This is a genomic window from Burkholderia sp. MSMB1826 (assembly GCF_001526325.1).
GTDB lineage: Bacteria > Pseudomonadota > Gammaproteobacteria > Burkholderiales > Burkholderiaceae > Burkholderia.
The window spans coordinates 103033-126812 of sequence record NZ_LOYN01000055.1 but is presented as its reverse complement, the minus strand read 5'-3'; the positions used below and the strand labels follow the sequence as shown (position 1 = coordinate 126812).

Below are 23780 nucleotides of genomic sequence, written 5' to 3'. Positions count from 1 at the left end.
GCTGGGCTGGGCGCGGCCGCGCTCATTCGACGGTGTACGCGAATTCGCCGGCCTCGTCCGCGCGCACCGCGATGCGCGCGATGGCCGCGCCGTCGGCGATCCGGCCGAGCACGTGGCCCGCGATCTCCGGCAGCAGCGTGCCGTTCAGGATGTGGTCGACGTTGCGGGCACCCGAGTCGACCTCGGTGCAGCGCGCGAGCACCGCGTCGACGAGCGACTCGTCCCATTCGAACGCGGCCTTGTGGTTCGTCTCGATCCGGCGGCGGATGCGCTCGAGCTTCAGCTCGATGATCTCGGCCAGCACGTCGTCGGAAATCGGATAGTACGGCACGACCTTCATCCGGCCGAGGAACGCCGGCTTGAAGGTCTTGTACAGTTGCGGACGCAACGTCTCGGCGAGCGCGTCCGGATCGGGCAATTCGTCGGCCGGCTTGTTCAGGCAGGCCTGCATCACCGCGGCCGAGCCGACGTTCGACGTCAGGATGATCAGCGTGTTGCGGAAGTCGATCTCGCGGCCTTCGGCGTCGTCCATCGTGCCCTTGTCGAACACCTGGAAGAACATTTCGAGCACGTCCGGGTGCGCCTTCTCGACCTCGTCGAGCAGCACGACGGAATACGGGTTGCGGCGCACGGCCTCGGTCAGCACGCCGCCTTCGCCGTAACCGACGTAGCCCGGCGGCGACCCCTTCAGGCCCGACACGCTGTGCGCTTCCTGGTACTCGCTCATGTTGATCGTGACCATCTTGCGCTCGCCGCCGTACAGGATGTCGGCCAGCGCCAGCGCCGTCTCGGTCTTGCCGACGCCCGACGGCCCGACGAACATGAACACGCCGCGCGGCTTGTTCGGATCCTCGAGGTTCGCGGTCGCGGTGCGCACGCGCTGCGCGATCGCCTCCAGCGCATGGTCCTGGCCGATCACGCGCGCGGCGAGCAGCGGCTGCAGGTTCAGCACGGTGTCGATCTCGTCCTTCACCATCCGGCCGAGCGGAATGCCCGTCCACGCGGCGACGATCTCGGCGACCACGTGGCCGTCGACCTGCAGCGGCACCATCGGCTCGCCGCCCTGCAGCGCATGCAATGCCGCGACGCGTTCGGCGAGCTTGTCGCGGGTGGCCTGCACGTCGACCGGCTGGCCGTCTTCCGACGGGCCGCGCGCGCGATCGAGCGCGTCGCGCAGTTCGGTGATCTCGGCGACGATCGCCCGCTCGGCTTCGTAGCGTTCTTCGTCCTTCGCCAGTTGTTCGAGCGCCGTGTCGCGCGCGCCGCGCAGCTCGCCGAGCCGCTCGTCGTGCACCGCGCCGCCCGCCGCCTCGCGCTCCAGCGACGCGATTTCCGCGTCGATGCGTTCGATGCGCTTCTTGGTATCGTCGATCGCCGCCGGCGTCGCGCTGTGCGCGAGCGCGACTTTCGCGCACGCGGTGTCGAGCACGCTGATCGCCTTGTCCGGCAACTGGCGGCCGCTGATGTAGCGGTGCGACAGGCGCACGGCCTCGGTGATCGCGTCGTCGAGAATCCGCACGTCGAAATGCTTCTCCATCAGGCCCGACATCCCGCGCAGCATCGCCGCGGCCAGCGGCTCGCTCGGCTCCTCGACCTTCACGACCTGGAAGCGCCGCGCGAGCGCCGCATCCTTCTCGAAGTACTTCTTGTATTCGCTCCACGTCGTCGCGGCGATCGTGCGCAGCTCGCCGCGCGCGAGCGCCGGCTTCAGCAGGTTCGCCGCGTCGTTCTGGCCGGCCTGGCCGCCCGCGCCGATGATCGTGTGCGCCTCGTCGATGAACAGGATGATCGGATGCGCGCTCTTCTTCACCTCGTCGATCACGCTCTTCAGACGGTTCTCGAACTCGCCCTTCACGCTCGCGCCGGCCTGCAGCAGCCCCATGTCGAGCACGTGCAGCGCGACGCCGCGCAGCGGCGGCGGCACGTCGTCGGCCGCGATCCGCAGCGCGAGCCCTTCGACGACCGCCGTTTTGCCGACGCCGGCCTCGCCGGTCATGATCGGGTTGTTCTGGCGGCGGCGCATCAGGATGTCGATCGCCTGGCGGATCTCCGCTTCGCGGCCGATCACCGGGTCGATCTTGCCGTCGCGCGCGCGCTGCGTGAGGTTGGTCGTGTACGTGTCGAGCGCGGGCGTCTTCGACGGGCCGGCCGCGGGCGCCATGCCGTCGGCGACCGGCGCGACGTCGCTGCCGTCTTCATCCGCCTGACGCGGCTCGGCTTCGCTCGAACCGGCCATGATTTCGTCGAACTTGTGCTTCAGGTCCGTCACGTTCATTTCCGCGAACCGCGACGACATCCGTTGCGCGAACTGCGCGAGATCGGGCGCGGTCAGCAGCGCGAGCAGCAGGTGCCCCGAACGGATGCGACCGAGCTGCGAATCGAGCGACGCGATCAGCCACGCCTGCTCGAACAGCGCGATCAGATGCACGGAGAACACCGGCGTGCGCGTGTTGCCCGTCTTCAGGCGCGTCAGCTCGCGTTCGAGATCGGCATGCAGCGCATGCGGGTCGACGCGGCTCGCGCGCAATGCGAGCGGCAGGTCGCCCGTCGCTTCGTCGAGCAACGCGAGGAACAGATGCTCCAGATCGACCTCGTAGTGGCCGCGCGCCAGGCACGCGCTCGCCGCGCGCTCGGTCGCGTGGCGGCACAGCGGGTTCAGTTTCGTGATCAGGGTCTTCAGAGGCGTGCTCATGGCGTCGATCTCAGGTTCGATTGCTTGTTGTTGTCAGGGTCAGTGAATCACGTGCAGTTCGTAGCGGGCGTCGGAGCGGTCTTCGGCGGCGTCGCGCGTGCAGAGAAACGCATCCCAGCCGAGCCGCGAGCCCGTGCCGAGCATGCTCGCGCCGACTTCCGTGCGCTTCAGCACGAGCCTCACCTCGTACTCGAGCGTGACGCCGGCGAGCAGCGTCAGCATCCGCTCGAGCGCGACGGCGTGCGCGCCGCCGGGCAGGAACGCCTCGTAATCGCGCTTGGACAGCGGGCCGACGACGATCCGCGCGCGCATGTCGCGCTGCCACACGCGCTCGCCGACGAGCGCCGTCGCGCCGAGCACCGCGTTGACTTCGCCGAGCACGCTCAGTTGATCGGGCGGCACGTCGTACCACTTGCCGACGAACTGGTCGATCTTCACCGGCACGCGAAAGTAATCGGACAGCGTGCGCTGCAGGTAAGCCGCCGACATCGGCCGGTGCCGCGCGGCCAGCGCGTAGCCGGCCACGGCCTCGTCGAGCACGCCGCCCGGGCCGGCGGCGAGACTGTCGCGCACCTCGTCGCTCGGCACGCCGGCGATCGCGAGCAGCAGCGGCAGGTAGCGCTCGTCGCGGTCGAGTTCGTAATGGAACGGCAGCCGGTATTTCTTCCACGCCGCATAGAACAGCGCGGTCGCGCGGTTCGAGAACACGTCGAAGAACGCACGCGCCGCGTGGTCGCGCCTCAGATGCTCGCGCGCGACGATCTGCTCGGTGTAGTGCAGCGGCAGCGCGCCCTGCCCGCCGAGCAGCCCGAAGAACGCGGGCGTCAGCTCGACGCGGCCGAGCTCGCCGGCGGCCAGCGCGGCGTCGCGCTGCTCGTCCGAGTTCAGCGGCGTGCCGTCGTCGTCGTACGAACGCGCGCCCTCGATCTCGCTCGGCGGGAAGCCGAGCGACAGCGTGTTGCGAAATGCGATGCGCTGCGCGACCACGTCGCCCTGCCGCCACGCGCCGGGCGCATCCGACGCCTGCCGCGCGAACAGCCCTTCGAGCACGCGCACCGCCTGAAAGAACTCGAAGCGATGCGGTTCGTCGAGCAGCGCGTCGACTACGCCAGGATCGATTCGCCGGTTCGGGGCTTGCATCGAATGATCTCCTCGCCGGTGCGCTTCGACACGACGACCAATTGAACGAAACTGTTGAGGTGGACGTACAGCCCGAAGAAGCTGTCGAGCACGCGCACGAACGACGCGAGGCTCGCGCCGACGAAGTGTTCCTCGTCGATCGTGAGGCGCACCTCGATGCCGCGCACGAAGGTCGCGAACGGCTTGCCGGGCAGCCACTGCACGGCGCCGCGCTGCTCGATGCCCGCAAGGCCGTCGATCTGACGCATCGACACGGCGGTGCGTCGCAGGTCGTACAGCGTCAGCATTTCCTTCAGCGGCGCGAGGCCGTGCGCGACGAGCGACACGTGGTTGAGCGCGAGGTGCGACACGAGCCGCCAGTGCGCGGCGCGGCCGCGCTCGAAGCGCACGCTTTGCGTCGGGCGGCGCAGCAGCGAGATGCCGCTCGTCTGCGCGCCGCCTTCCTGGAACAGGTCGCCGCCTTCGAGGCCGAACGCCAGCATCGCCGGCAGGTCGCGGTTCGTGCAGGTGAGGTCGAGGCTCAGCGTGTCGGTCTGCGGCGACGTCGGCTCGAAGTCGATGTCGACGATCGAGATCTCGGTTTCGTAGCCGGGGCTTTTCTGCGCGACCCAGTCGTTGCGGCGCGCGAACCAGTAATGGCCGATCCGCGCCGATTCGCCGTGATGCAGCGAATAGAACGGCCGGAACTCGATCACCGATTCCTCGTGCGCCTGCTGCCGGACGAGCTTCACCGAATCGATCGAGTACACCTCGTATGCGAACGCGCGCCGCGCCTCGGCGATCACCGGATACGACACCGCGCGGTGCGTGATGCGGATCGGCTCGCCGTGCTGCTGGAACAGGTTGACGATCGGCGTGCAGAACAGCCGGAAATGGCTCGCCGTCAGCAGCTCGAGCAGGCGCGCGACGTGCGAATCGCTGCGCACGTCCTGCAGCACGAGGTGCAGCGTCACGCGCTGGCAGCGGCCGGCCGCGCGTGCGATCGCAGCGAGGTCGAAGTCGACGAAATCGAACTTGTCGGGGAACGCGAAGTATTCGGTGAGCAGCCGGTACGCGGGATGCGATTTCGCCGGATAGTCGATCAGCGCGTCGTCTTCGGCGAAGCCGGCCTGCGCGATCGGCAGCTTGCGCAGCGCGGTCCAGCGGCCGTTGCGTTCGGGCTCGACGTACGCGCCGAGCACGTTGACGAACAGGCAGTCGGTCAGCGCGGCGACGAACGACTGCTCGCCGTGCAGATGCGCGCGCAGCGTCGACACCTTCAGCGCGCCGAGATCGAGCTGCGCGGCGAGCGATTCGAACGTGATCGAGATCACGCCCGTCGCGTTCGACGGCAGCACCGTCGCGCTCGGCGCGAGCGCGACCGGCGTATAGCGCGCCTCCGAGATGCGGATCGGCGCGAGCGTCACGTCGTAGGCGGTGCGGAACCGGCATTGCACGCCGCGGATCGGGCGGCTCTTCAGCTCCGTGCCGCGATCGACCACGACCGGTTCGGTCTGCTGGCCGGGCGAAGCCGGCGTGAACTGCGCGATCGAGCACGACGGGAACGGCCGCAGGTAGTGCGGATACAGCACTTCCAGCAGCGCTTCGGTGAATTCGGGGTAGTCGTCGTCGAGCTTCTTGTTGATGCGCGCGCCGAGCAGCGCGAACGATTCGATCATCCGCTCGACGTGCGGATCCTCGCAATGCTCGCCGGACAGCGCGAGGCGCGCGGCGATCTTCGGATAGCGTTCGGCGAAATCTCGCGAATAGCGCCGCAAAAACGATAATTCGCGTTCGTAATACGGCAGCAACTCTTCCATCGACGACCCCGAACCTCAATGTTTCATGCCGGACCTGATCGACCACCGGGCGGTCCGGCCCGCTCGGCGGCTTGATTTACTGCATTCGTGCCGCGCGTGCACGCGTGACCGAATATTGCAGCGTCGACGGTTGCAACATCGCGTCGAAACTCACCGGCTCCTCGGCCGGATGCACGACGAGCAGCGCCTGGATCGCGAAGTAGAGCGCGTTGGTGGCTTGCTCGTTCAGCTCGAACGTCACCTGCACCTGCTGCAGGCGCGGCTCGTGGCGCGCGATGGCCTGCTGGATCGACTTGCAGATGAACGCGCGATCGTAGTGGCTCGCGAGGCTCAGCCCCGCGAAATCGTTCAGTCCGTAGGTCAGCACCGATTTCTGGCATTCCGGCAGTGCGGCCAGCTCGTCCTCGGTGTGCGCGATACGGGTGTTGAGGATCGCCTCGACGTCGCGGGCGACCGTATTCTTGAGCTCGTCCAGCGACAATTGCCGCATCGCGGCCGTTGCCGGCAGATGCGGTTCGTCGTCGAACAGCTTGTCGAGAAAACTGGGTTCGAATCGTTTCATGACGAAAACGGCAACGGGACGCGACGCGCCCCGTTGCCGCAACCGACCTTAGACCGCGTAGGTCTTGTCGTTCTTCGTCAGGCTCCAGGCGCCTTGCGTGTTGCCGCCCTGGTTGCCGCCGATCTTCTGCTGGGTTTGCTTCCACTGCACGGCTGCGTACTTCAGCGAGAACGTCTCGAGCGGCAGACCTTCCTCGCGAACGCTCGGCGCGATGCTCGAGATGATCACGTACTTGAGCTTGACTTCCAGATACTGCACGCGCTTGCCTTCACCGTCCGCGCGCGAGAAATGGACCGTCACTTCGTCGAACGTGGTACCGCCCGAAGCGTGCTGATACAGCAGCGGGCTCGACGAATCGATTTCCTTCGTGAAGATCATGTCGCCGTGCTCGCAACGCGTCATCGTGTGACCGCCAGCGGTCGATGCGGTTGCCGAACGCGGCTGAATGATCGAGTGATCCCACGATTTCAGTTCGATCCAGCCCTGATGGTCTTTGTCCGCGGACTCGCCCTTCACCGCGGGACTACCAAACTGCAAGTGCATATGTAACATGGCCCTTCGACTCCCCAAAGAGGTGGTTTTAACGTCCTACCCAGGCGGCCCGCCCGGGCGATTTACTCGCTTATGAATTTGCCGGTTTGGGCAGATCAGCGACAAGTCGCAGAGAAATCGAGAGTTCGTCGAGCTGAAAGTGCGGACGCAGGAACGCGACCGAACGATACGAGCCCGGCTTGCCCGGAATCTCCGACACTTGTATGGATGCCTCGCGCAGCGGAAATTGCGCTTTCTGTTCCTGCGAGGCGTTGTCGTCGAGCAGGACGTATTGCGAAATCCACCGGTTGAGGAAAGTCTCCACGTTCTGCGCCGATGCGAAGCTGCCGATCTTGTCCCGCATCATCGCCTTCAGGTAGTGCGCGACGCGCGATACCGAGAAGATGTACTGAAGCTGGGCGGACAGGACGGCGTTCGCGTTCGCGCTGTCGGTGCTGTATTTTTTCGGCTTCTGCACCGATTGCGCAGCGAAGAACGCGGCGTAATCTGAATTCTTGCAATGGACGAGCGGGATGAAGCCAAGGTCGCTCAGCTCCTTCTCGCGGCGATCGGTGATCGCGATCTCGGTCGGGCACTTCAGCGCGACTTCACCGTCGTCGGTCTTGAACGTGTGGGTCGGCAGATCCTCGACGAGGCCGCCACCTTCGACGCCGCGGATCGCCGCGCACCAGCCGAAGTCGTCGAACGCGGCCGTCAGGCGCGCCGCGAAGGCCCATGCCGCGTTGCACCACAGGTACTTGTCGTGATCGGTGCCGTCGACTTCCTCGACGAAGTTGAAGTTCTCCGCGGTCTGGCCGTCCTTCGGATTGAACGGCAGGCGGCCGAGGAAGCGCGGCAGCGTCAGGCCGACGTAGCGCGAATCCTCGGCGTCGCGGAACGACTTCCACTTCGCGTATTCGACGGTATCGAACACCTTGCCGAGGTCGCGCGGCTTGCCGAGGTCGGCGAACGACTCGAGACCGAGCAGTTCCGGCGACGCCGACGCGATGAACGGCGCATGCGCGGCCGCCGCGACGTGCGACATCTGCTCGATGAAGTACATGTCTTCCGGCTGGCGCGAGATCTCGTAATCGCCGATCAGCGCACCGAACGGCGAGCCGCCGAACGTGCCGAATTCCTCTTCGTAGACCTTCTTGAACAGCGCGCTCTGGTCGAACTCGCTCGCGCCCTTGAAGTCGCGCACGAGGTCGCGCTTCGGTGCGTGCAGCGCCTTGATCTTGATCGTCTGGCCCGTGTTGCTTTCCTTGACCAGATAGTCCATCCCGCGCCACGTGCTTTCGAGGCGCTGGAATTCCGGCGCGTGCATCACGGCGGAAAGCTGCGTGGAAATCAGGCGGTCGAGTTCCGCGACGCGCGCGTCGATCGTGGCCGACAGGTTGTCCGACACGATCACCGTGCCGTCGAGCACCTGGTGCACGAGTTCGCCGATCAGGTCCTTCGCACGCGCATGCTCGGAATCGGATTTCGCGACCTTGCTCTTCTCGACGATGTCGTCGAGCAACGAAGTCCCGGCGGCGTATTCCGCACCGCTCGCTTGGGCCGCAGCCGTTTGCTGGTTCATCTCAACACTCCGTCGTCATTCGCCGTCTTTGTCGCTGCCGGTGCCCTTCGCGAGCTCCTGCAACTGCTGCGTGTTCTTCAGCACCTCGGACAGCAGATCCTCGAGCTTGTCGTTGCCGGCGAGCTTGTTGCGCAGGTCGGCGAGCTTCGAGCGCGCCTCGAGCAGGCGGCGCAGCGGCTCGACCTGTTCGACGACCTGGTCCGGGCTGAAATCCGACAGCGAGCGGAACTTCAGGTCGACCGCGAACTTGCCGCCTTCCGGGCTCAGGCGGTTTTCCACCTGGAACGCGGCACGCGGCTCGATCGCCTTCATCACGTCGTCGAAATTGTCGCGGTCGATATTGACGAACTTGCGGTCGCGCAGCTTCGGCTGCTCGATTTCGGACTGGCCCGCCAGATCGCCGACGACCCCGACGACGAACGGCAGTTCCTTCACCTCGATCGCATCGCCCTTCTCGACCTCGTAGGTCAGCTGGACGCGCGGCGGCCGTATTTTCTGCAAGCTTTTCTGAATGCTTTCTTTCTTGGCCATCTCGACGGCTCCCAGGTTAGTTGTGGTTATCGCGTCAGTTGCGGTTTCAGTTGCGCAGTGCGCCGAACGGATCCGCGCTGCCCTTTTGCGCCGCGGGCGGCGTCGGCGTGGTCGACGCCGCCGCCTCGGCGGCCGGTGCGGCACCGCCCTTCGGACGATGGACGACCCGGCGCGGCGGGCGCGGTTTCGCGACCTTCGTTTCCGGCGGGAACAGCGCCGATTCGCCGAGCGTGTCGCGCAGCTGCTTCGCGAGCGCCTGCGCGTCGGACTTCGCGTCGCCCGCGAGCGACGCGTCCTGGCGCAGCTCGCCGAGCGACTGCGTCGCGATCCGCAGGCCGGCGACGGCCAGCACGCTCTTCGCCTGACGATCGGTCGCGTCGCGCTGCAGCGCTTCCTGGGCGGCGACGATCGCCTGCCCGTAATGGTTTTGTGCGAACTGGATTTGCGCGATGCGCGACCACGGTTCCTCGCGCGTCGGATCCGACTTCGCGAGCTGCTGGTACAGGCCGAGCGCCTTGTCCTGATCCCCCGCCTTCGCGACGGCGTCTGCATCGGCCAGCGACTTGTTGAACACTTCCGCAGTCGGCGGCGCGGGAGGCTGGCTCGCACAGCCGGCGATCACGCCGCAAGCCACCACTACCCCAGACAGTTTTGCGAACAGACGGTCTTTCATCGTTATATCCACCGGCGCGTGAGTTTTAAATCGTTGAGAATCTGGTTCTTTTGCTTTGCAAGAAGCGCGCGGGTATAGTACCGATCAATTTTTCATAATTCAATCGTCGTGTGAAGAGTAATTCCTTTTAAAACCGGGCGCTACCCCCTCGAATGGCCTCTCGCCGCGGGCTCGCGGCGGTTTTTCCTTTCGACCGGAATGCGCAAGTTTTACTGGCCGCGCGACCCGCCGCCCGGATGGCGGAAAAAATTTCCGAACGCTTGCCTGGCGCGGGCGTGCTTAATAGTTGAACGGTGCAATGTCGGGGATACGCAGCGAACGCGGCAATATCCCGGCAGTTTTGACAGGGATAAAGGCGGCACGCCGGAAAAACGATGAGATCGTCCATGATTCGCTACGCGCTGCCGCTGGTTGCGTGCGCCCTTCTGGCCGGATGCGCGGCCGCCCCGCTGCTCGGCTCGGCCGCCAGCGCCGTGATGTCCGCGGCCGGCATCGGCAAGCCCGAGGTGCCCGACGCGCAGAAGCCGCCGCGCAACATCGGCCTCACGCTGGCCGCCGCGCCGAACCTGAATGCCGCGACCGACCACAAGCCGCTCGCGCTCGTCGTCCGGCTCTATGCGCTGAAGGACCCGACCTCGTTCCAGCAAGCGCCGTTCGACGCATTTACCGATCCGACCAAGGAAAAAGCCGCACTCGGCGCCGATCTGCTGAATGTGCGCGAAATCACGCTGATTCCGGGCCAGCGCTATACGGCAACCGAGAAGGTGTCGCGTGAAGCGCAGGCATTCGGCATCGTCGCGCTGTTCCGCGATCCCGCAATACAACGATGGAAACTGACGTTCGATCCGGTGAAGTCGGAGAAATCCGGCATAATCGTCGGCCTGCATAATTGCGCGATGACGGTCACCGACGGTACGGTCATCGCTCCGCAGCAGGGTGCGCCGTCGCAACCGCTGAATATGCTTTCTTCGGTCTCCTGCGGTTAAACATGACGCACGAATGTCAATTAACAAGAGTTAACAATTGGCGATTTAATTCGGGCACGAACAAATCGATTACATCGCAACGCCACATTAACCGGATTTGACATGAGTTATTCGGCCAAGGTGCTGTGGGGGGAAGGGCTGTTCCTCCGGCCTCAACACTTTCAGCGGCAGGACGCGTACCACGAGGCGCGCCTGTTCGAGTCCATCCAGGCGATCCAGCCGTACAACTGGGGCGTGCGCTCGGTGCGCATCGACCGCGACGCGCTCGGCAGCAACGTGCTGCGGGTGGCCGAGCTCGCGCTCGTGTTCCCGGACGGCGCGCTGTATGCCGCGCCGCAGGCCGACGACCTGCCGCCGCCGATCGCGCTGGATACGTTGCCCGACGGCATCAACGAATTCGTGTTCTATCTCGCGCTGCACCCGCTGCGCGAGAACGGCACCAACTACAGCGACGATCCGGCCGCCGGCTTCATGACGCGGTTCGTCAGCGAGCAGACGAGCGTCGCCGACAACTTCACCGACGCCGCCGAAGCCGACATCACGTTCCTGAAGACGCAGGTCAAGCTGATCGCGCACAGCGAGCCGCGCGACCAGTTGCTGTCCGTGCCGCTCGTGCGCGTGCGCCGCACCGCGACGTCCGGTTTCGAGATCGACGACAGCTTCGTGCCGCCCTGCCTCGCGATCGAAGCGTCGCCGATCCTGCACCAGCGGCTGCGCCAACTGGTCGACGCACTGCAGGCGAAGGTGAACGCGCTGTACGGCTTTCACCGCGAGCCGTCGAAGAACATCATCGAATTCCGCTCCGGCGACATCGCGTCGTTCTGGCTGCTGCACACCGCGAACGCCGCGTTCGCGACGCTCGCGCACCTGCACCAGCACGCGGCGCTGCATCCGGAGCGGCTGTTCCACGAACTGCTGCGCCTCGCCGGTCAATTGATGACGTTCTCGAAGGGCTATACGCTCGCCGACCTGCCCGTGTACCGCCACGACGATCCCGGGCCGAGCTTCGCGCGTCTCGACCTGATGCTGCGCGAATTGCTCGACACCGTGATCTCGACGCGCTATTTCGCGATCACGCTCGACGAGGTGCGCCCGTCGTTCCACCTCGGCCGCCTCGATTCCGGCAAGATCGACGACAAGACCGAGTTCTACCTCGCGGTATCGGCCGACATGCCGAGCGTCGAGCTCGTCGATGCGGTGCCGGCCCGCTTCAAGGTCGGTGCGCCCGACGACGTCGACAAGCTCGTGCTGTCGGCCATGCCCGGCGTGCGGCTGTCGTACACGCCGCAGGTGCCGCCCGCGATTCCGGTGCGCCCCGGCGCGTGCTACTTCGCGCTCGATTCGCGCAGCCCGCTGTACGAGCGCATGCTGCAGGCCCAGTCCGCGATGATCTACGCGCCGACTGGCATCAATGACCTGAAATTCGAACTGATCGCGGTCACATCATGAGCTACGCGCCCTCCCTGTTCGGCGACAACGTGCCGCCGCCCCAGCATAGCCCGGCGTCGACGGACTCCGCGTTCCAAGCCCGCTCGTTGCTCGATTTGCTGTACGACGGGTTCTTCATGCTGTTCCTGCTCAAGAATGGGCGGGAGCCGGACAGCGCCAGCGAGTTCAGCACGCGGATCCAGGAATTTCTGTCGGATTTCGAGCGCGGCGCGAAGAAGCTGAACATCGCCGCCGAGGACGTGTACGGCGCGAAGTTCGCGTTCTGCGCGGCCATCGACGAGATGGTACTGTCGTCGCAGTTCAAGATCCGGACCGACTGGGAACGCCGGCCGCTGCAGCTCGTGCTGTTCGGCGAGCAACTCGCGGGCGAGAAGTTCTTTCAGTATCTCGAGGAAGGTCGTGCGCAGGGTGCCGCCCGACTGCAGTCGCTCGAGGTGTTCCATATGTGCCTGCTGCTCGGCTTCCAGGGCAAGTACCTGCTCGAGGGGCCGGAAAAGCTCGCGTATCTGACCGCGCGGCTCGGCGACGAGATCGCGCACATGAAGGGCAAACGCGCGCCGTTCGCGCCGCATTGGCCGCTGCCCGATCAGATCGCGCATCGACTGAAGCGCGAGGTGCCGGTGTGGGCGATCGGGGCGGTTTTCGCGCTCGTCGCGCTGCTCGCGTTCATCGGGCTCAACACGTATCTGAAGGACAAGACGCTGCAGACGCTCGCCCCCTATTCGCAGGTGATCAAGGTCGGGCCGGAGTCGGCTAATTTGACGATTTCGCTGCCGTAACGGGCATACGTTTTTCGAACGCCGTTTCATGGGAAAAGGACCGCTTGGCGGTCCTTTTTCGCTTCTGTCGGCTTTGTCCGGACAACTGAAGAAGACCGACGGCGTACCGATTCGTCACGCCATCCAGACGTCTTCGTAGCCGGCATCGTCGATGATGAAGCGTGCGCCTGGCGGCAACCGCAGATAAGGCAGAACCCATGGCAGGCAGGTCGACAAGTGCGCGGCGTGCACGGGCTGATAGAAGTCGGCGGCGTCGCTGTATTCGCCGCAATGGAAGAACCAGCCGACGTTGTCGCGTTCGGACAGCGCGATGCGCGTGCCGTAGACGGGCATGCGCCCGAGCGTCGACAGCGCGACGGCAACCATGTCTTCCGGTTCGACGGCATGCAGCCCGTAACGTGCGCAAACGGCATCCTGTTGTGCGCGCAGCGCTGCCGGATCGTCGGCCATGTTCGCTTTCTTCCTGTCTTGCGGCGAGTCAGCCGGGTTGCCAGCACAACCGCGGATCGGCGCCGCCGGTCGATACGAAATGGGCAGCCGCCTGCGCCGCCGTCGCGCGGTCAACGCACTGCTGCGCCGGATAGGTGCCTCGCTGCCCGCCTGCCACGAGTTCGATCGTTTCATCTGCCGGCGCCTCGGGCGTCGTCAGGGTCAGCAACGCTGCGTCGATCTCCGATGCGATGAAGACGACATATCGACCGTCGTCGCCACCGCCGATCGTCATCACCGTTGCGTCGCTCGCTTCGAAGGCGACGGTCGAGCGATCGTGGCCATTCAGTCGTTCGACGACCGCGATCGCCAGCGCGGGATCGTCGCACGGCGCCTCCGTCACGTGCGACCGGTTGCCGACGATCGCTTCCTCGATCACGATCGTCGTTCGCATTCGCCGGCCCGTCGTCATAACAGGATGAACGCGTCGTTCTCGACGTAGAAGACGAACGCATCGAGCAATTGCGCGACGCTCGGCTCGTCGACCTGATCGTGCGCGTTGATCACGATGTCCTCGATCGTCGCGCTGTCCAGCGTGACCTTCCAGCCAGGCCGGGCCGCGATGGCAGACGCAACGTCCGCTTGCGCGTCATCGGCATCTTCGAAAAACGCGCCCTCGGTGTCGAGCGTCCACGGCATCGGCGGCAGGTAAAGCCACCCGGAGAAATCGCCGGGACGTTCGAGAATATGGTGCAGCGACACTGCGCTAGGTGAATCGAGCGACATGGGTATTGCGGTGGTATCCGGATTGATTGCGTTGCATCGGCCGCGCGCGACCCGCGGCAGGCCGTGATTATGCCAATTCCCGGCGCGCCCGCCTCCGCGCGCGCGTCAGTCGATGCGCAGCGTGACCGGTGTTCCCGCAAAAACCGCCGCCAACCCCTGCTTCACGTGTTCCAGTCCGTCCGTCGCGCGCACCACGATCGTGACCCGCGCCAGCCCTTGCGCCCATCGCGCATCCGGCGCCAGTTGGATATTCAGCATTTCTCCACGCAACGAGACGGACTCGACACCGCCATAGCCGGCCACCCCGCTCTCGCACACTTCCATGTAATACGCGCCGAGGCCGAGCGCCTCGTCTCGTTCGTCGTCTTCGGCACCGCGCTGCAGGATCACGTAGTGTGTCGGCGGGTCGCGATCCGCCACGCCGACGACATGAACGCCGTCCTCGAACGTGTAAGCCGCGACCTCGGCGAAAAAACTGAAATCCATGTCGATCTGCTCCCGGCCCGATGATTTCGGCGCCCTCCGGCGCACTATTTTCGTCAGATTATTCGGCCTGCGCGAGCACGTCACCGGTTTTTCGTGAAATCGATTGCAATCAGGGCCACTTCGACTTCCGGTAAGGCACGGTTGCGAGTAGTGTCTACGTGCCCGTATTTCGGCTCAGCCGGGCCCGACCGCGCCCGGCGCTCATTACCCCACGCTGCACACTGGAGATCTGCGATGAAACGTTCGAAGTTCCTGTTGTCGGGCCTGCTGCTCGCGTCGGCCCTCGGCTTCACGGCCGTCGCCGCGCACGCGGACGACCTGCTCGATTCCGTGAAGAAAGCCGGCGTGCTGCGCGTCGGCCTCGAGGGCACGTATCCGCCGTTCAATTCGCGCGGCACGTCCGGCCAGCTCGAGGGCTTCGACGTCGACGTCGCGAACGCGGTCGCCGGCAAGCTCGGCGTGAAGACGCAGTTCATCCCGACCGAATGGAGCGGCATCATCGCCGGCCTGCAGGCCGGCAAGTTCGACGTGATCGTCAACCAGGTCACGATCACGCCGCAGCGCAAGGAAGCGCTCGACTTCAGCGAACCGTACACGTACTCGGCCGCGCAGCTAATCCAGCGCAAGGACGACACGCGCAACTTCAAGTCGCTCGACGATTTCAAGGGCAAGAAGCTCGGCGTGACGCTCGGCACCAACTACGACCAGATGGCGCGCACCGTGCCGGGTATCGAGGTGCAGACGTATCCGGGCGCGCCGGAGAAGCTGCGCGATCTCGCCGCGGGCCGCATCGAGGCGACGCTCGACGACCGCCTGATGCTGCCGTACATGATCAAGACGTCGAACCTGCCGCTGCGCGCGGGGGCGGTGCTGAACGGCGGCAAGCAGGAAATGGCGATCCCGTTCCGCAAGGGCAACCCGAAGTTCGAGAAGGCGATCAACGACGCGCTCGAGTCGCTGCGCAAGGACGGTACGCTGAAGAAGATCTCGACGCACTGGTTCGGCAGCGACGTGACGGTGCCGGTCGCGCAGTAAGCGATCGGGCGCTTCGACGCGTCGCGCCGGTCACGTCGACGAAGGCGTGACGCGTCTCCTCAAGCCGCTTCGTCGAAGCGCGCGAGTAGCATCTGGCCGATCGGCGTCAGCGCCGGACGCACGGCCACCGCATTCACGCGCACCTGCGTCGGGTCCACCAACCGCTTCTCGACCAGCACGGCGAAAGCGGGATTCGATTGATCGACACTGTCCGGCGCACGTGCAATGCGCAGCAGCATCGAGAATTCATGCGGGCTCAGCATGGTTCGTGTCTCCTGATCGTCCGCGATCCGGTCCGAACCGGCGTCGATCGTGTTTTCGAAGGAAATGGCGCGATGCATGATCGCTGCGGCGCCGGGAGCGAGATCCCGGTGGTCTGCCGGCGACGCGGGCACGTCGTCGCCTGCAGGTGCGCGGTCGCGATCGGGCAAGGTCGCAGCGACGGGAACGTAACGTTAGGGGTGCACCGTGACGCGGGCGTGACAGCGAAACGGGGGCGAAACGGCGGCGGCCGGCCACCGCAGGGTGCGTGCTGCAACTGATATGCGTGGTCGCACGTCGAGCATGGACTTCGAGCAGAATCGAAAAACTGCGTCAGTCCTGCGTGAACTGTTCGTGGAGCCGCCCCGGCTTCGCTTTGCCTTTCGCAATTGCTCAACCGCATCGGACGCATTGGCGTAGGTTTGACGCCGTCGGGTTCGAGCACGTCGAGAGCTTGTCGTCACATAGCCCGATGCGCGAGCGATGGGCAACCCAAAGTTCTGTTCGAATCGGACAACGACAACGCAATCCTGGACATCCGAGAACCCTACTTGCTCTTCTGCATGCGTTGGTCAGACGCAATAGTGCAGCCGAATTGATTCTCTCGAGACGCGAGAAGTGCGCCAGAAAAGACGAAGGGCCGGGAGAACAAATCTCCCGGCCCTTCGTTCAATGTGGTGCCGGCTGCAGGACTCGAACCCGCCACCTGATGATTACAAATCAACTGCTCTACCAGATGAGCTAAGCCGGCGTAGCGCGAGATTCTACCTCATTTCACGATCTTGAGGCGAGGTCTGCTGCCGCCTTTCGAGCCGTCGCCGTCGGTTTTCGGCGGTTCGTCGGCCCCTTCGGACGGCTCCTCGTTCGCGCCGCTGTCGGCGACCGGCGCCAACGGCGAGACGGACTCGTCGCGCTGCGCGTCATCGGCCGGCACGGCGTCATCGTCGAACGCGCCCGAATCCTCGCCTTCGCCTGCCACCGCATCGACCTGGAACGCCATGCCCTGCCCGTTCTCGCGCGCATAGATCGCGAGCACGTTGGCAACCGGAATCTCGATCTTGTGCGCCTTCCCGGAGAACCGGGCCGTGAACTCGATCCACTCGTTGCCCATCTGCAACTGGCTCGTCGCCTCGAAGCTGATGTTGAGCACGATCTCGCCGTCACGCACGAACTGACGCGGCACGCGCGTCGAGTTGTCGACCCTCACCGCGATATGCGGCGTGTAACCGTTATCGGTGCACCACTCGTACAACGCGCGCAGCAGATAAGGCTTCGTTGAAATCTCTTGCATCACAATCCTCGAACCCGGAGCGGGCACGCGGCACGCCGCGCCGCCCCCTCCGTCATGCCTTCATTGCAACGTTAACGACGCATGACCTTTTCGGACGGCGTCAGTGCTTCGATGTAGGCCGGACGGCTGAAGATCCGCTCGGCATACTTCATCAGCGGCGCGGCGTTCTTCGACAGCTCGATGCCGTAGTGATCCAGGCGCCACAGCAGCGGTGCGATCGCGACGTCGAGCATCGAGAACTCCTCGCCGAGCATGTACTTGTTCTTCACGAAGATCGGCGCGAGCTGCGTCAGGCGATCGCGGATCGCGAGGCGGGCCTTCTCGTGATTCTTCTCCGCCGCCTTGCCCTTCTCGTTCTCGAGCGTGCTGACGTGGACGAACAGCTCCTTCTCGAAGTTGAGCAGGAACAGGCGCGCACGCGCGCGCTGCACCGGGTCGGCCGGCATCAGTTGCGGGTGCGGGAAGCGCTCGTCGATGTACTCGTTGATGATGTTCGATTCGTACAGGATCAGGTCGCGCTCGACCAGGATCGGCACCTGACCGTACGGGTTCATCACCGAAATGTCTTCCGGCTTGTTGAACAGGTCGACGTCACGGATTTCGAAGTCCATGCCCTTCTCGAACAGCACCAGCCGGCAACGCTGGGAGAACGGGCAAGTTGTGCCGGAATACAGAACCATCATATTTGCGTTTCCTCAAAAAAGCCGAGGGCCGGCACGCGGCGAAACCCCTTTCACGGGTTCCGCCTTGCGCCGGCCCCACGCCGGTCAGGCGTGTTTACTTGATATCTTTCCAGTACGCGGCATTCAGCCGCCAGGCCAGGAAAGTCAGGACACCGAGAAAGATCAGCACCCACACGCCGAGGCGCTTGCGGGTCTGCTGGGCCGGCTCGGACATCCACGTCATATAGGCCACCAGGTCGGCCACCGCAGCATCGTAGTCGGGCGACGACAGCGTCCCCGGCGTGACCTGCTGGAAGCCGACGAGCGTGTGGACCTTCTCGCCCGTCTCCTCGTCCGTCTTGTCTTCGAATTTGGCTACGCGTTGCCCCTGCAGTTGCCACAACACATGGGGCATGCCGACGTTTTCGAACACCGCGTTGTTCCAGCCGGTCGGCCGCGTATCGTCGCGGTAGAAGCTGCGCAGATACGTGTACAGCCAGTCGCGGCCGCGCGCGCGCTCCTCGACCGACAGGTCGGGCGGCGTGGTGCCGAGCCAGTTCTTCGCGTCGTCGGGCCGCATCGCGACGGACATCGTGTTCCCGACCTTGTCGGTCGTGAACAGGAGATTCTTTTCGATCTCCTTCTGGGATATGCCCAGATCCGTCAGACGGTTGTAGCGCATCAGGTTCGCGCTGTGGCAGTTCAGGCAATAGTTTACAAACAATTGCGCGCCGTGCTGAAGCGAAACGAGATTTTCCGTGTTATCGGGCGCCCGGTCGAGCGGAAAATTACCCTCCGCCCGCGCGGCCGGCACCGCCAGCAACGCACAGGCGGTCGCCCCGATCAGCGCGAGCGTCGAAAGCAGTTTCTTCATGTCGTTCTCTCCTCGCTCACGTTAATGGGGCTTGAAGCGCACCCGTTCCGGCGGCTGCTTGAACGTGCCAAGCGGCGTCCAGACGGGCATGCCGAGGAAGAACGCGAAGTAGATCAACGCACAGGCCTGCGCGATCAGCGTCGCCGCCGGCGACGGCGGGCGCGTGCCGAGGAACGCGAGGGTCAGGAACGCCGCGACGAAGATCCCGAGGAACACCTTGTGGAACAGCGGCCGGTAGCGGATCGACTTCACCGGGCTGCGGTCGAGCCACGGCAGGAAGAACAGCGTGATCACCGCCGAGCCCATCACGACGACGCCCCAGAACTTCGACTCCGTCAGGTACATGAACACGACGATCGCGGCGGCGAGCACCGGCAACCCGACCTTCCACTTGCCGCGCGCGCGGATCAGCGCGAGCACGCCGAGCAGCGCGATCACGATCATCAGCACGATCTTGAACGGGTCGGTGGTCGCGCGCAGCATCGCGTAGAACGCGGTGAAGTACCAGACCGGCGCGATCTCGGGCGGCGTCTGCAGCGGGTTCGCCGGGACGAAGTTGTTCGCCTCGAGGAAGTAGCCGCCCATCTCCGGCGAGAAGAACACGATCAGCGCGAACACCATCAGGAACACGCACACGCCGAGGAAGTCGTGCACCGAGTAGTACGGGTGGAACGGAATGCCGTCGAGCGGGATGCCGTTCTCGTCCTTCTTCGCCTTGATCTCGATGCCGTCCGGGTTGTTCGACCCGACTTCGTGCAACGCAACGAGGTGCGCGACGACGAGCCCGACCAGCACGAGCGGAATCGCGATCACGTGGAACGCGAAGAAGCGGTTCAGCGTGACGTCGGACACGACGTAGTCGCCGCGAATCCACAGCGACAGGTCCGGGCCGACGAACGGGATCGCCGAGAACAGGTTCACGATCACCTGCGCGCCCCAGAACGACATCTGGCCCCACGGCAGCAGATAGCCGAAGAACGCCTCGGCCATCAGGCACAGGAAGATCGCGCAGCCGAAGATCCACACGAGCTCGCGCGGCTTGCGGTACGACCCGTACAGCAGCCCGCGGAACATGTGCAGGTAGACGACCACGAAGAACATCGATGCACCGGTCGAGTGCATGTAGCGGATCAGCCAGCCCCACGGCACCTCGCGCATGATGTACTCGACCGATGCGAACGCGAGCGTCGAGTCGGGCTTGTAGTTCATCGTCAGGAAGATGCCCGTGACGATCTGGTTGACGAGCACCAGCAGCGCGAGGGAGCCGAAGAAGTACCAGAAGTTGAAGTTCTTCGGCGCGTAGTATTCGGATACGTGCTTCTTCCAGGTGGACGTGAGCGGGAAGCGCTGATCGATCCAGCCGGTGAAACCTGTCGTGGAGACTTCCTTGTTGTCGACGGCCATCACGCTTCTCCTTTCTCGTCCTTGCCGATCACGAGGGTCGTCGCCGACGTGAACATGTAGGGCGGGATGTCGAGATTCTGAGGCGCCGGCTTGTTCTTGAACACGCGGCCGGCGAGGTCGTAGGTCGAACCGTGACACGGGCACAGGAAACCGCCCGGCCAGTCGTCCGGCAGGTTCGGCTGCGGACCCGGCGTGAAGCGTTGGCTAGGCGTGCAGCCGAGGTGCGTGCACACGGCCATCACGACGAGAATGTTCTTGCGATCGGCTCGCGCGCGATATTCGTTCGCGCAATACGCGGGCAACGGCATCGAATACGGGGATTTCGTGGTCGGATCGGCCACTTCCTTGTCGGCCTTGACCACGTCGGCCAGCATCGAATCGGTGCGATTCAGGATCCAGACGGGTTTGCCGCGCCACGGCACGGTCACCATTTCGCCGGGCTTCAGGCCGCTGATATCGACCTCGACCGGTGCACCGGCCGCTTTCGCTTTCGCGGACGGCGCGAGCGACGCCGCGAAAGGTATGACGGTGGCTACGCCTCCTACGCCACCTGCTACGGATGTCGCAATCAGCCAGGTACGGCGGCCGCTGTCGACGCGTTTCTCTTCCTTGTCTCGCATCACACGCCCCACTTCTGAGTTGGATTTTCCGTCACGACTTTTCATTCCGCCGCTAGTTTGCGCGAATGGAGTCGCCATTTACAAGGCCCGGCGATGAAAATCCCTTCGAAGTGATTGATAGTTAAGGGTTATCCCCCACTATCGGAGCGATTAAATCATTTCGCTTTTAAGCGAGTGCTACATTGCGAAATTTCGGTGCGCTGCCGCAAATCCGTCGCTCAGACCGGATTATGAATATCGATAAAAAGGTGTTCGAGATCGAATTCTTCGGACAAGTGGCGTCCCAGCGCCTGAATTCCGTAGCGCTCGGTCGCATGGTGCCCCGCCGCAACGAACGCGACACCGCTCTCCGCCGCCGCGTGCGTGGTCGATTCGGACACCTCGCCGGTCAGGAACACGTCCGCGCCGGCATCGATCGCCGCGTCGAAATAGCTTTGCGCGGCGCCCGTGCACCACGCGATACGGCGCAGTTGCGTGTCCGGGTCGCCGAGCACGAGCGGCGTGCGGCCGAGCGTGCGCTCCACCTTCGCGACGAAGTGCTCGAGCGTGACCGGCATCGGCAGCGTCGCCATCCAGCCCAGGTCGCCTTCGCCGAAACGCTGCTCGCCGATCAGGCCGAGCTTTTCGCCGAGCTGCGCGTTGTTGCCGAACTCGGGATGCGCGTCCAGCGGCAGGTGAAACGCGAACAGGTTCAGGTCGTTCGCGAGCAGCAGCTTCAGGCGCTGATACTTGCGGCCGGTGATCTGCGGCGCCTCGTTGCGCCAGAAATAGCCGTGATGAACGAGCACGGCATCCGCCCCCCATTCGAGCGCGGCTTCGAGGAGCGCGACCGACGCCGTCACGCCGGTGGCGATCTTCTCGATCTTGCGGCGCCCCTCGACCTGGAGGCCGTTCGGGCAATAGTCCTTGAAGCGCGCGGTTTCAAGGGTATTGTTCAAGTACAATTCAAGTTCGATCCGATCCATATAAACCTCTAATCCATTCAGATGCTTAGACGCTTCTGGCTGTTCTTCGCGCAAGCGGTGACCGTACTGCTCGCGCTGATGTTCATCGTCGTGACGCTCAAGCCGCAATGGCTGCAACGGCAAGGACAGCTCGGCAAGCAGCTCGCCACGCCGATCGTCGCGCTGCGCGAAGTCGCGCCGGGCATCGGCGGCGCACCGGCGACCACGTCGTATGCCGAAGCCGCGCAGAAGGCGATGCCGGCCGTCGTCAACGTGTTCTCCAGCAAGGACGGCTCGCTGCCGCCCGACCCGCGCGCAAAGGATCCGCTGTTCCGTTACTTCTTCGGCGACCGCAACGCCCGCAAGCAGCAGGACGAGCCGGCCGCCAACCTCGGCTCCGGCGTCATCGTGAGCCCTGAAGGTTACATTCTAACGAACCAGCACGTCGTGGACGGCGCCGACCAGATCGAAGTCGCGCTCGCCGACGGCCGCACGGCCACCGCGAAAGTGATCGGCAGCGATCCCGAAACCGATCTCGCGGTGCTGAAGATCAACATGACGAACCTGCCGACGATCACGCTCGGCCGCTCCGACCAGTCGCGCGTCGGCGACGTCGTGCTCGCGATCGGCAACCCGTTCGGCGTCGGCCAGACGGTGACGATGGGGATCATCAGCGCGCTCGGCCGCAACCACCTCGGCATCAACACGTTCGAGAACTTCATCCAGACCGACGCGCCGATCAACCCCGGCAATTCCGGCGGCGCACTGGTCGACGTGAACGGCAACCTGCTCGGCATCAACACGGCGATCTACTCGCGCTCGGGCGGCTCGCTCGGCATCGGCTTCGCGATTCCGGTGTCGACCGCGCGCACGGTGCTCGAAAGCATCATCACGACCGGCTCGGTCACGCGCGGCTGGATCGGCGTCGAGCCGCAGGACGTCACGCCGGAAATCGCCGAGTCGTTCGGGCTCCAGCAGAAATCGGGCGCGATCGTCGCGGGCGTGCTGCAGGGCGGCCCCGCCGACAAGGCCGGCATCAAGCCGGGCGACATCCTGGTGAGCGTCAACGGCGAGGACATCACCGACACGACGAAGCTGCTGAACGTCGTCGCGCAAATCAAGCCGGGCACGCCGACCAAGGTGCACGTCGTCCGCAAGGGCAAGCAGTTCGACGTGAACGTCGTGATCGGCAAGCGTCCGCCGCCGCCGAAGCAGACGCTCGACGAGCAGGACAGCGACACCGAATGAGGCGCGGCGGGCGGCACGCCGCTTGCCGTTCGCGATGCGATTTGATGCGGCGCGGAAATGAAAAGGGGCAGCCGGCTGGCTGCCCTTTTGCTTTGCTTCGAACGATGTCCGGTGCCGGAAAGGCCGCGTTGGCATGTGCTGGCTGGCGGCCGATCACGGGTACCGGCCCCTCCGGCCTGACCGGAAAAGCCGCCCGGCGCCGCGCCGTCAACCCGCGGCTTCGCCGTTCCCCGCCTCGCCCTCTTCCGCCGGCTTCTTCGGCACGAAGAACCGCGCGGCCAGCAGCCCGATCTCGAACAGCACGACGAGCGGCAGCGCCAGCATCAGTTGCGAGAACACGTCCGGCGGCGTGACGACCGCCGCGACCACGAATGCGCCGACGATCACGTACGGTCGCATTTCCTTCAGCTTCTTCAGGGACAGCACGCCCATCCGGACGAGCAGCACGACGACGATCGGCACCTCGAACGTGACGCCGAACGCGATGAACATCCCGAGCACGAAGCTCAGGTAGTTGTCGATGTCGGTCGTCATCTCGGCCCCGAGCGGCGCGTTGTAGTGCGCCATCACGCGGAAGATCGTCGGAAACACGAGGAAGTACGCGAATGCCATCCCGCACAGAAACAGCACGTAGCTGCTGCCGACGAGCGGCGTGACGAGCTTCTTCTCGTGCTGGTACAGCCCCGGCGCGACGAACGCCCAGATCTGGTACAGCACGATCGGCAGCGCGATCACGAGCGCGACGAGCATCGTGACCTTCATCGGCACGAAGAACGAGCCGGTGACGTCGGTGACGATCATCTTGCCGTCTTTCGGCAGGTTCTCCATCAACGGCCGCGCGAGCAGCCTGAAGATGTCGGGCGCCCAGTAGACGAGCCCGAGGAACACGACGATCACGGCCAGCCCCGCGCGAATGATGCGATCGCGAAGCTCGACGAGATGGGAAATGAAGGTTTCTTCCGGGGCGTCGCCCGGGTTCTGCTGGGGGTCGCTCACACCGGCCCTCGGTAGGATTG

Annotated in this window: 25 protein-coding genes and 1 tRNA gene; 5 read left to right on the top strand and 21 right to left on the bottom strand. The window is 64.8% G+C overall.

Annotated features, from left to right (window positions below):
• Positions 1-22: 22 nt before the first annotated feature.
• The 8 genes from tssH to WS95_RS29735 all read right to left on the bottom strand — a co-directional run bounded on the left by tssH (position 23) and on the right by WS95_RS29735 (position 9510).
• Positions 23-2692, bottom strand: coding sequence for a type VI secretion system ATPase TssH (tssH, locus tag WS95_RS29770; RefSeq protein WP_059827598.1), 2670 nt, complete (start codon positions 2690-2692; stop codon positions 23-25).
• A gap of 39 nt (positions 2693-2731) precedes the next feature.
• Positions 2732-3832, bottom strand: a complete 1101-nt coding sequence (gene tssG, locus WS95_RS29765; protein WP_059827596.1) for a type VI secretion system baseplate subunit TssG — start codon at positions 3830-3832, stop codon at positions 2732-2734.
• Positions 3796-5631, bottom strand: coding sequence for a type VI secretion system baseplate subunit TssF (gene tssF / locus WS95_RS29760; RefSeq protein WP_059827594.1), 1836 nt, complete (start codon positions 5629-5631; stop codon positions 3796-3798). The genes tssG and tssF overlap by 37 nt, the downstream gene beginning before the upstream one ends.
• A 76-nt stretch (positions 5632-5707) precedes the next feature.
• Complete coding sequence (tssE, locus tag WS95_RS29755) at positions 5708-6193, bottom strand: type VI secretion system baseplate subunit TssE (RefSeq protein ID WP_034209799.1); 486 nt, start codon at positions 6191-6193, stop codon at positions 5708-5710.
• Positions 6194-6241: 48 nt separating this feature from the next.
• Positions 6242-6745, bottom strand: coding sequence for an Hcp family type VI secretion system effector (locus WS95_RS29750; RefSeq protein ID WP_059780291.1), 504 nt, complete (start codon positions 6743-6745; stop codon positions 6242-6244).
• Between the two features lie 70 nt (positions 6746-6815).
• Positions 6816-8306, bottom strand: coding sequence for a type VI secretion system contractile sheath large subunit (tssC, locus tag WS95_RS29745; protein ID WP_034209797.1), 1491 nt, complete (start codon positions 8304-8306; stop codon positions 6816-6818).
• 15 nt (positions 8307-8321) lie between these two features.
• On the bottom strand, positions 8322-8837 hold the full coding sequence (gene tssB / locus WS95_RS29740; RefSeq protein WP_034209796.1) for a type VI secretion system contractile sheath small subunit: 516 nt from the start codon (positions 8835-8837) through the stop codon (positions 8322-8324).
• A 46-nt stretch (positions 8838-8883) separates the two neighbouring features.
• Positions 8884-9510, bottom strand: a complete 627-nt coding sequence (locus WS95_RS29735; RefSeq protein ID WP_034209795.1) for a tetratricopeptide repeat protein — start codon at positions 9508-9510, stop codon at positions 8884-8886.
• 374 nt (positions 9511-9884) lie between these two features.
• Here WS95_RS29735 and tssJ point away from each other — a divergent pair, with 374 nt between their 5' ends.
• The 3 genes from tssJ to icmH all read left to right on the top strand — a co-directional run bounded on the left by tssJ (position 9885) and on the right by icmH (position 12724).
• The gene (gene tssJ, locus WS95_RS29730) at positions 9885-10496 is read left to right on the top strand and encodes a type VI secretion system lipoprotein TssJ (RefSeq protein ID WP_034209794.1); all 612 of its coding nucleotides are present in this window, start codon (positions 9885-9887) and stop codon (positions 10494-10496) included.
• A gap of 102 nt (positions 10497-10598) precedes the next feature.
• Positions 10599-11945 (top strand): type VI secretion system baseplate subunit TssK, encoded by a 1347-nt coding sequence (gene tssK / locus WS95_RS29725; RefSeq protein ID WP_034209793.1) that lies wholly within the window; start codon positions 10599-10601, stop codon positions 11943-11945.
• Positions 11942-12724 carry a type IVB secretion system protein IcmH/DotU gene (gene icmH / locus WS95_RS29720; RefSeq protein ID WP_034209792.1) on the top strand — a complete coding sequence of 261 codons (783 nt, stop codon included), beginning with the start codon at positions 11942-11944 and terminating at the stop codon, positions 12722-12724. Before tssK ends, icmH begins: the two co-directional genes overlap by 4 nt.
• A 114-nt stretch (positions 12725-12838) precedes the next feature.
• On the opposite strand, the gene WS95_RS29715 is transcribed toward icmH, so the two are convergent.
• From WS95_RS29715 to WS95_RS29700, 4 genes are all read right to left on the bottom strand, one after another.
• On the bottom strand, positions 12839-13174 hold the full coding sequence (locus tag WS95_RS29715; protein WP_059827592.1) for an immunity protein Imm33 domain-containing protein: 336 nt from the start codon (positions 13172-13174) through the stop codon (positions 12839-12841).
• 28 nt (positions 13175-13202) lie between these two features.
• Positions 13203-13607 (bottom strand): Imm1 family immunity protein, encoded by a 405-nt coding sequence (locus tag WS95_RS29710; protein ID WP_063890186.1) that lies wholly within the window; start codon positions 13605-13607, stop codon positions 13203-13205.
• 14 nt (positions 13608-13621) lie between these two features.
• Positions 13622-13939, bottom strand: coding sequence for a DUF7716 domain-containing protein (locus WS95_RS29705; protein WP_059780296.1), 318 nt, complete (start codon positions 13937-13939; stop codon positions 13622-13624).
• 105 nt (positions 13940-14044) lie between these two features.
• Positions 14045-14425, bottom strand: a complete 381-nt coding sequence (locus tag WS95_RS29700; protein ID WP_059827588.1) for an Imm10 family immunity protein — start codon at positions 14423-14425, stop codon at positions 14045-14047.
• A 234-nt stretch (positions 14426-14659) separates the two neighbouring features.
• On the opposite strand from WS95_RS29700, the gene WS95_RS29695 reads away from it, so the two are divergent.
• Positions 14660-15460 carry a transporter substrate-binding domain-containing protein gene (locus WS95_RS29695; protein ID WP_011546588.1) on the top strand — a complete coding sequence of 267 codons (801 nt, stop codon included), beginning with the start codon at positions 14660-14662 and terminating at the stop codon, positions 15458-15460.
• A 59-nt stretch (positions 15461-15519) separates the two neighbouring features.
• Here WS95_RS29695 and WS95_RS29690 read toward each other — a convergent pair whose 3' ends face one another.
• The 8 genes from WS95_RS29690 to WS95_RS29655 all read right to left on the bottom strand — a co-directional run bounded on the left by WS95_RS29690 (position 15520) and on the right by WS95_RS29655 (position 21537).
• Positions 15520-15723, bottom strand: a complete 204-nt coding sequence (locus WS95_RS29690) for a hypothetical protein (protein ID WP_027783368.1) — start codon at positions 15721-15723, stop codon at positions 15520-15522.
• Positions 15724-16396: 673 nt separating this feature from the next.
• A tRNA-Thr gene (locus tag WS95_RS29685) sits at positions 16397-16472 on the bottom strand.
• Between the two features lie 18 nt (positions 16473-16490).
• On the bottom strand, positions 16491-17012 hold the full coding sequence (locus tag WS95_RS29680) for a ClpXP protease specificity-enhancing factor (RefSeq protein WP_027809263.1): 522 nt from the start codon (positions 17010-17012) through the stop codon (positions 16491-16493).
• Positions 17013-17083: 71 nt separating this feature from the next.
• Positions 17084-17695 (bottom strand): glutathione S-transferase N-terminal domain-containing protein, encoded by a 612-nt coding sequence (locus WS95_RS29675; protein WP_006400565.1) that lies wholly within the window; start codon positions 17693-17695, stop codon positions 17084-17086.
• Positions 17696-17789: 94 nt separating this feature from the next.
• Positions 17790-18548: a cytochrome c1 gene (locus WS95_RS29670; RefSeq protein WP_034209787.1), complete on the bottom strand. Its 759-nt coding sequence runs from the start codon at positions 18546-18548 to the stop codon at positions 17790-17792.
• A gap of 21 nt (positions 18549-18569) precedes the next feature.
• The gene (locus WS95_RS29665) at positions 18570-19952 is read right to left on the bottom strand and encodes a cytochrome b (protein ID WP_034209786.1); all 1383 of its coding nucleotides are present in this window, start codon (positions 19950-19952) and stop codon (positions 18570-18572) included.
• On the bottom strand, positions 19952-20572 hold the full coding sequence (gene petA, locus WS95_RS29660) for a ubiquinol-cytochrome c reductase iron-sulfur subunit (protein ID WP_034209785.1): 621 nt from the start codon (positions 20570-20572) through the stop codon (positions 19952-19954). The genes WS95_RS29665 and petA overlap by 1 nt, the downstream gene beginning before the upstream one ends.
• Before the next feature lie 218 nt (positions 20573-20790).
• A complete protein-coding gene (locus WS95_RS29655; RefSeq protein ID WP_034209784.1) occupies positions 20791-21537 on the bottom strand; it encodes a Nif3-like dinuclear metal center hexameric protein in 747 nt (248 codons plus the stop codon).
• A gap of 21 nt (positions 21538-21558) precedes the next feature.
• On the opposite strand from WS95_RS29655, the gene WS95_RS29650 reads away from it, so the two are divergent.
• Positions 21559-22764 (top strand): Do family serine endopeptidase, encoded by a 1206-nt coding sequence (locus tag WS95_RS29650; RefSeq protein WP_034209783.1) that lies wholly within the window; start codon positions 21559-21561, stop codon positions 22762-22764.
• 207 nt (positions 22765-22971) lie between these two features.
• On the opposite strand, the gene tatC is transcribed toward WS95_RS29650, so the two are convergent.
• The gene (gene tatC, locus WS95_RS29645; protein WP_034209782.1) at positions 22972-23760 is read right to left on the bottom strand and encodes a twin-arginine translocase subunit TatC; all 789 of its coding nucleotides are present in this window, start codon (positions 23758-23760) and stop codon (positions 22972-22974) included.
• Positions 23761-23780: the final 20 nt, after the last annotated feature.

What these genes read in the sequence shown, in the direction of transcription:
- WS95_RS29750 (WP_059780291.1), bottom strand. Translation starts at nt 6,745, where the DNA reads ATGTTACATATGCACTTGCAGTTTGGTAGTCCCGCGGTGAAGGGCGAG.
- tssE (WP_034209799.1), bottom strand. Translation starts at nt 6,193, where the DNA reads ATGAAACGATTCGAACCCAGTTTTCTCGACAAGCTGTTCGACGACGAA.
- tssH (WP_059827598.1), bottom strand. Translation starts at nt 2,692, where the DNA reads ATGAGCACGCCTCTGAAGACCCTGATCACGAAACTGAACCCGCTGTGC.
- WS95_RS29705 (WP_059780296.1), bottom strand. Translation starts at nt 13,939, where the DNA reads ATGTCGCTCGATTCACCTAGCGCAGTGTCGCTGCACCATATTCTCGAA.
- WS95_RS29715 (WP_059827592.1), bottom strand. Translation starts at nt 13,174, where the DNA reads ATGGCCGACGATCCGGCAGCGCTGCGCGCACAACAGGATGCCGTTTGC.
- tssG (WP_059827596.1), bottom strand. Translation starts at nt 3,832, where the DNA reads ATGCAAGCCCCGAACCGGCGAATCGATCCTGGCGTAGTCGACGCGCTG.
- WS95_RS29655 (WP_034209784.1), bottom strand. Translation starts at nt 21,537, where the DNA reads ATGGATCGGATCGAACTTGAATTGTACTTGAACAATACCCTTGAAACC.
- tssB (WP_034209796.1), bottom strand. Translation starts at nt 8,837, where the DNA reads ATGGCCAAGAAAGAAAGCATTCAGAAAAGCTTGCAGAAAATACGGCCG.
- WS95_RS29650 (WP_034209783.1), top strand. Translation starts at nt 21,559, where the DNA reads ATGCTTAGACGCTTCTGGCTGTTCTTCGCGCAAGCGGTGACCGTACTG.
- WS95_RS29675 (WP_006400565.1), bottom strand. Translation starts at nt 17,695, where the DNA reads ATGATGGTTCTGTATTCCGGCACAACTTGCCCGTTCTCCCAGCGTTGC.
- tssC (WP_034209797.1), bottom strand. Translation starts at nt 8,306, where the DNA reads ATGAACCAGCAAACGGCTGCGGCCCAAGCGAGCGGTGCGGAATACGCC.
- petA (WP_034209785.1), bottom strand. Translation starts at nt 20,572, where the DNA reads ATGCGAGACAAGGAAGAGAAACGCGTCGACAGCGGCCGCCGTACCTGG.
- icmH (WP_034209792.1), top strand. Translation starts at nt 11,942, where the DNA reads ATGAGCTACGCGCCCTCCCTGTTCGGCGACAACGTGCCGCCGCCCCAG.
- WS95_RS29665 (WP_034209786.1), bottom strand. Translation starts at nt 19,952, where the DNA reads ATGGCCGTCGACAACAAGGAAGTCTCCACGACAGGTTTCACCGGCTGG.
- tssF (WP_059827594.1), bottom strand. Translation starts at nt 5,631, where the DNA reads ATGGAAGAGTTGCTGCCGTATTACGAACGCGAATTATCGTTTTTGCGG.
- WS95_RS29690 (WP_027783368.1), bottom strand. Translation starts at nt 15,723, where the DNA reads ATGCTGAGCCCGCATGAATTCTCGATGCTGCTGCGCATTGCACGTGCG.
- WS95_RS29670 (WP_034209787.1), bottom strand. Translation starts at nt 18,548, where the DNA reads ATGAAGAAACTGCTTTCGACGCTCGCGCTGATCGGGGCGACCGCCTGT.
- WS95_RS29700 (WP_059827588.1), bottom strand. Translation starts at nt 14,425, where the DNA reads ATGGATTTCAGTTTTTTCGCCGAGGTCGCGGCTTACACGTTCGAGGAC.
- WS95_RS29680 (WP_027809263.1), bottom strand. Translation starts at nt 17,012, where the DNA reads ATGCAAGAGATTTCAACGAAGCCTTATCTGCTGCGCGCGTTGTACGAG.
- WS95_RS29710 (WP_063890186.1), bottom strand. Translation starts at nt 13,607, where the DNA reads ATGCGAACGACGATCGTGATCGAGGAAGCGATCGTCGGCAACCGGTCG.
- WS95_RS29695 (WP_011546588.1), top strand. Translation starts at nt 14,660, where the DNA reads ATGAAACGTTCGAAGTTCCTGTTGTCGGGCCTGCTGCTCGCGTCGGCC.
- WS95_RS29735 (WP_034209795.1), bottom strand. Translation starts at nt 9,510, where the DNA reads ATGAAAGACCGTCTGTTCGCAAAACTGTCTGGGGTAGTGGTGGCTTGC.
- tssK (WP_034209793.1), top strand. Translation starts at nt 10,599, where the DNA reads ATGAGTTATTCGGCCAAGGTGCTGTGGGGGGAAGGGCTGTTCCTCCGG.
- tssJ (WP_034209794.1), top strand. Translation starts at nt 9,885, where the DNA reads ATGAGATCGTCCATGATTCGCTACGCGCTGCCGCTGGTTGCGTGCGCC.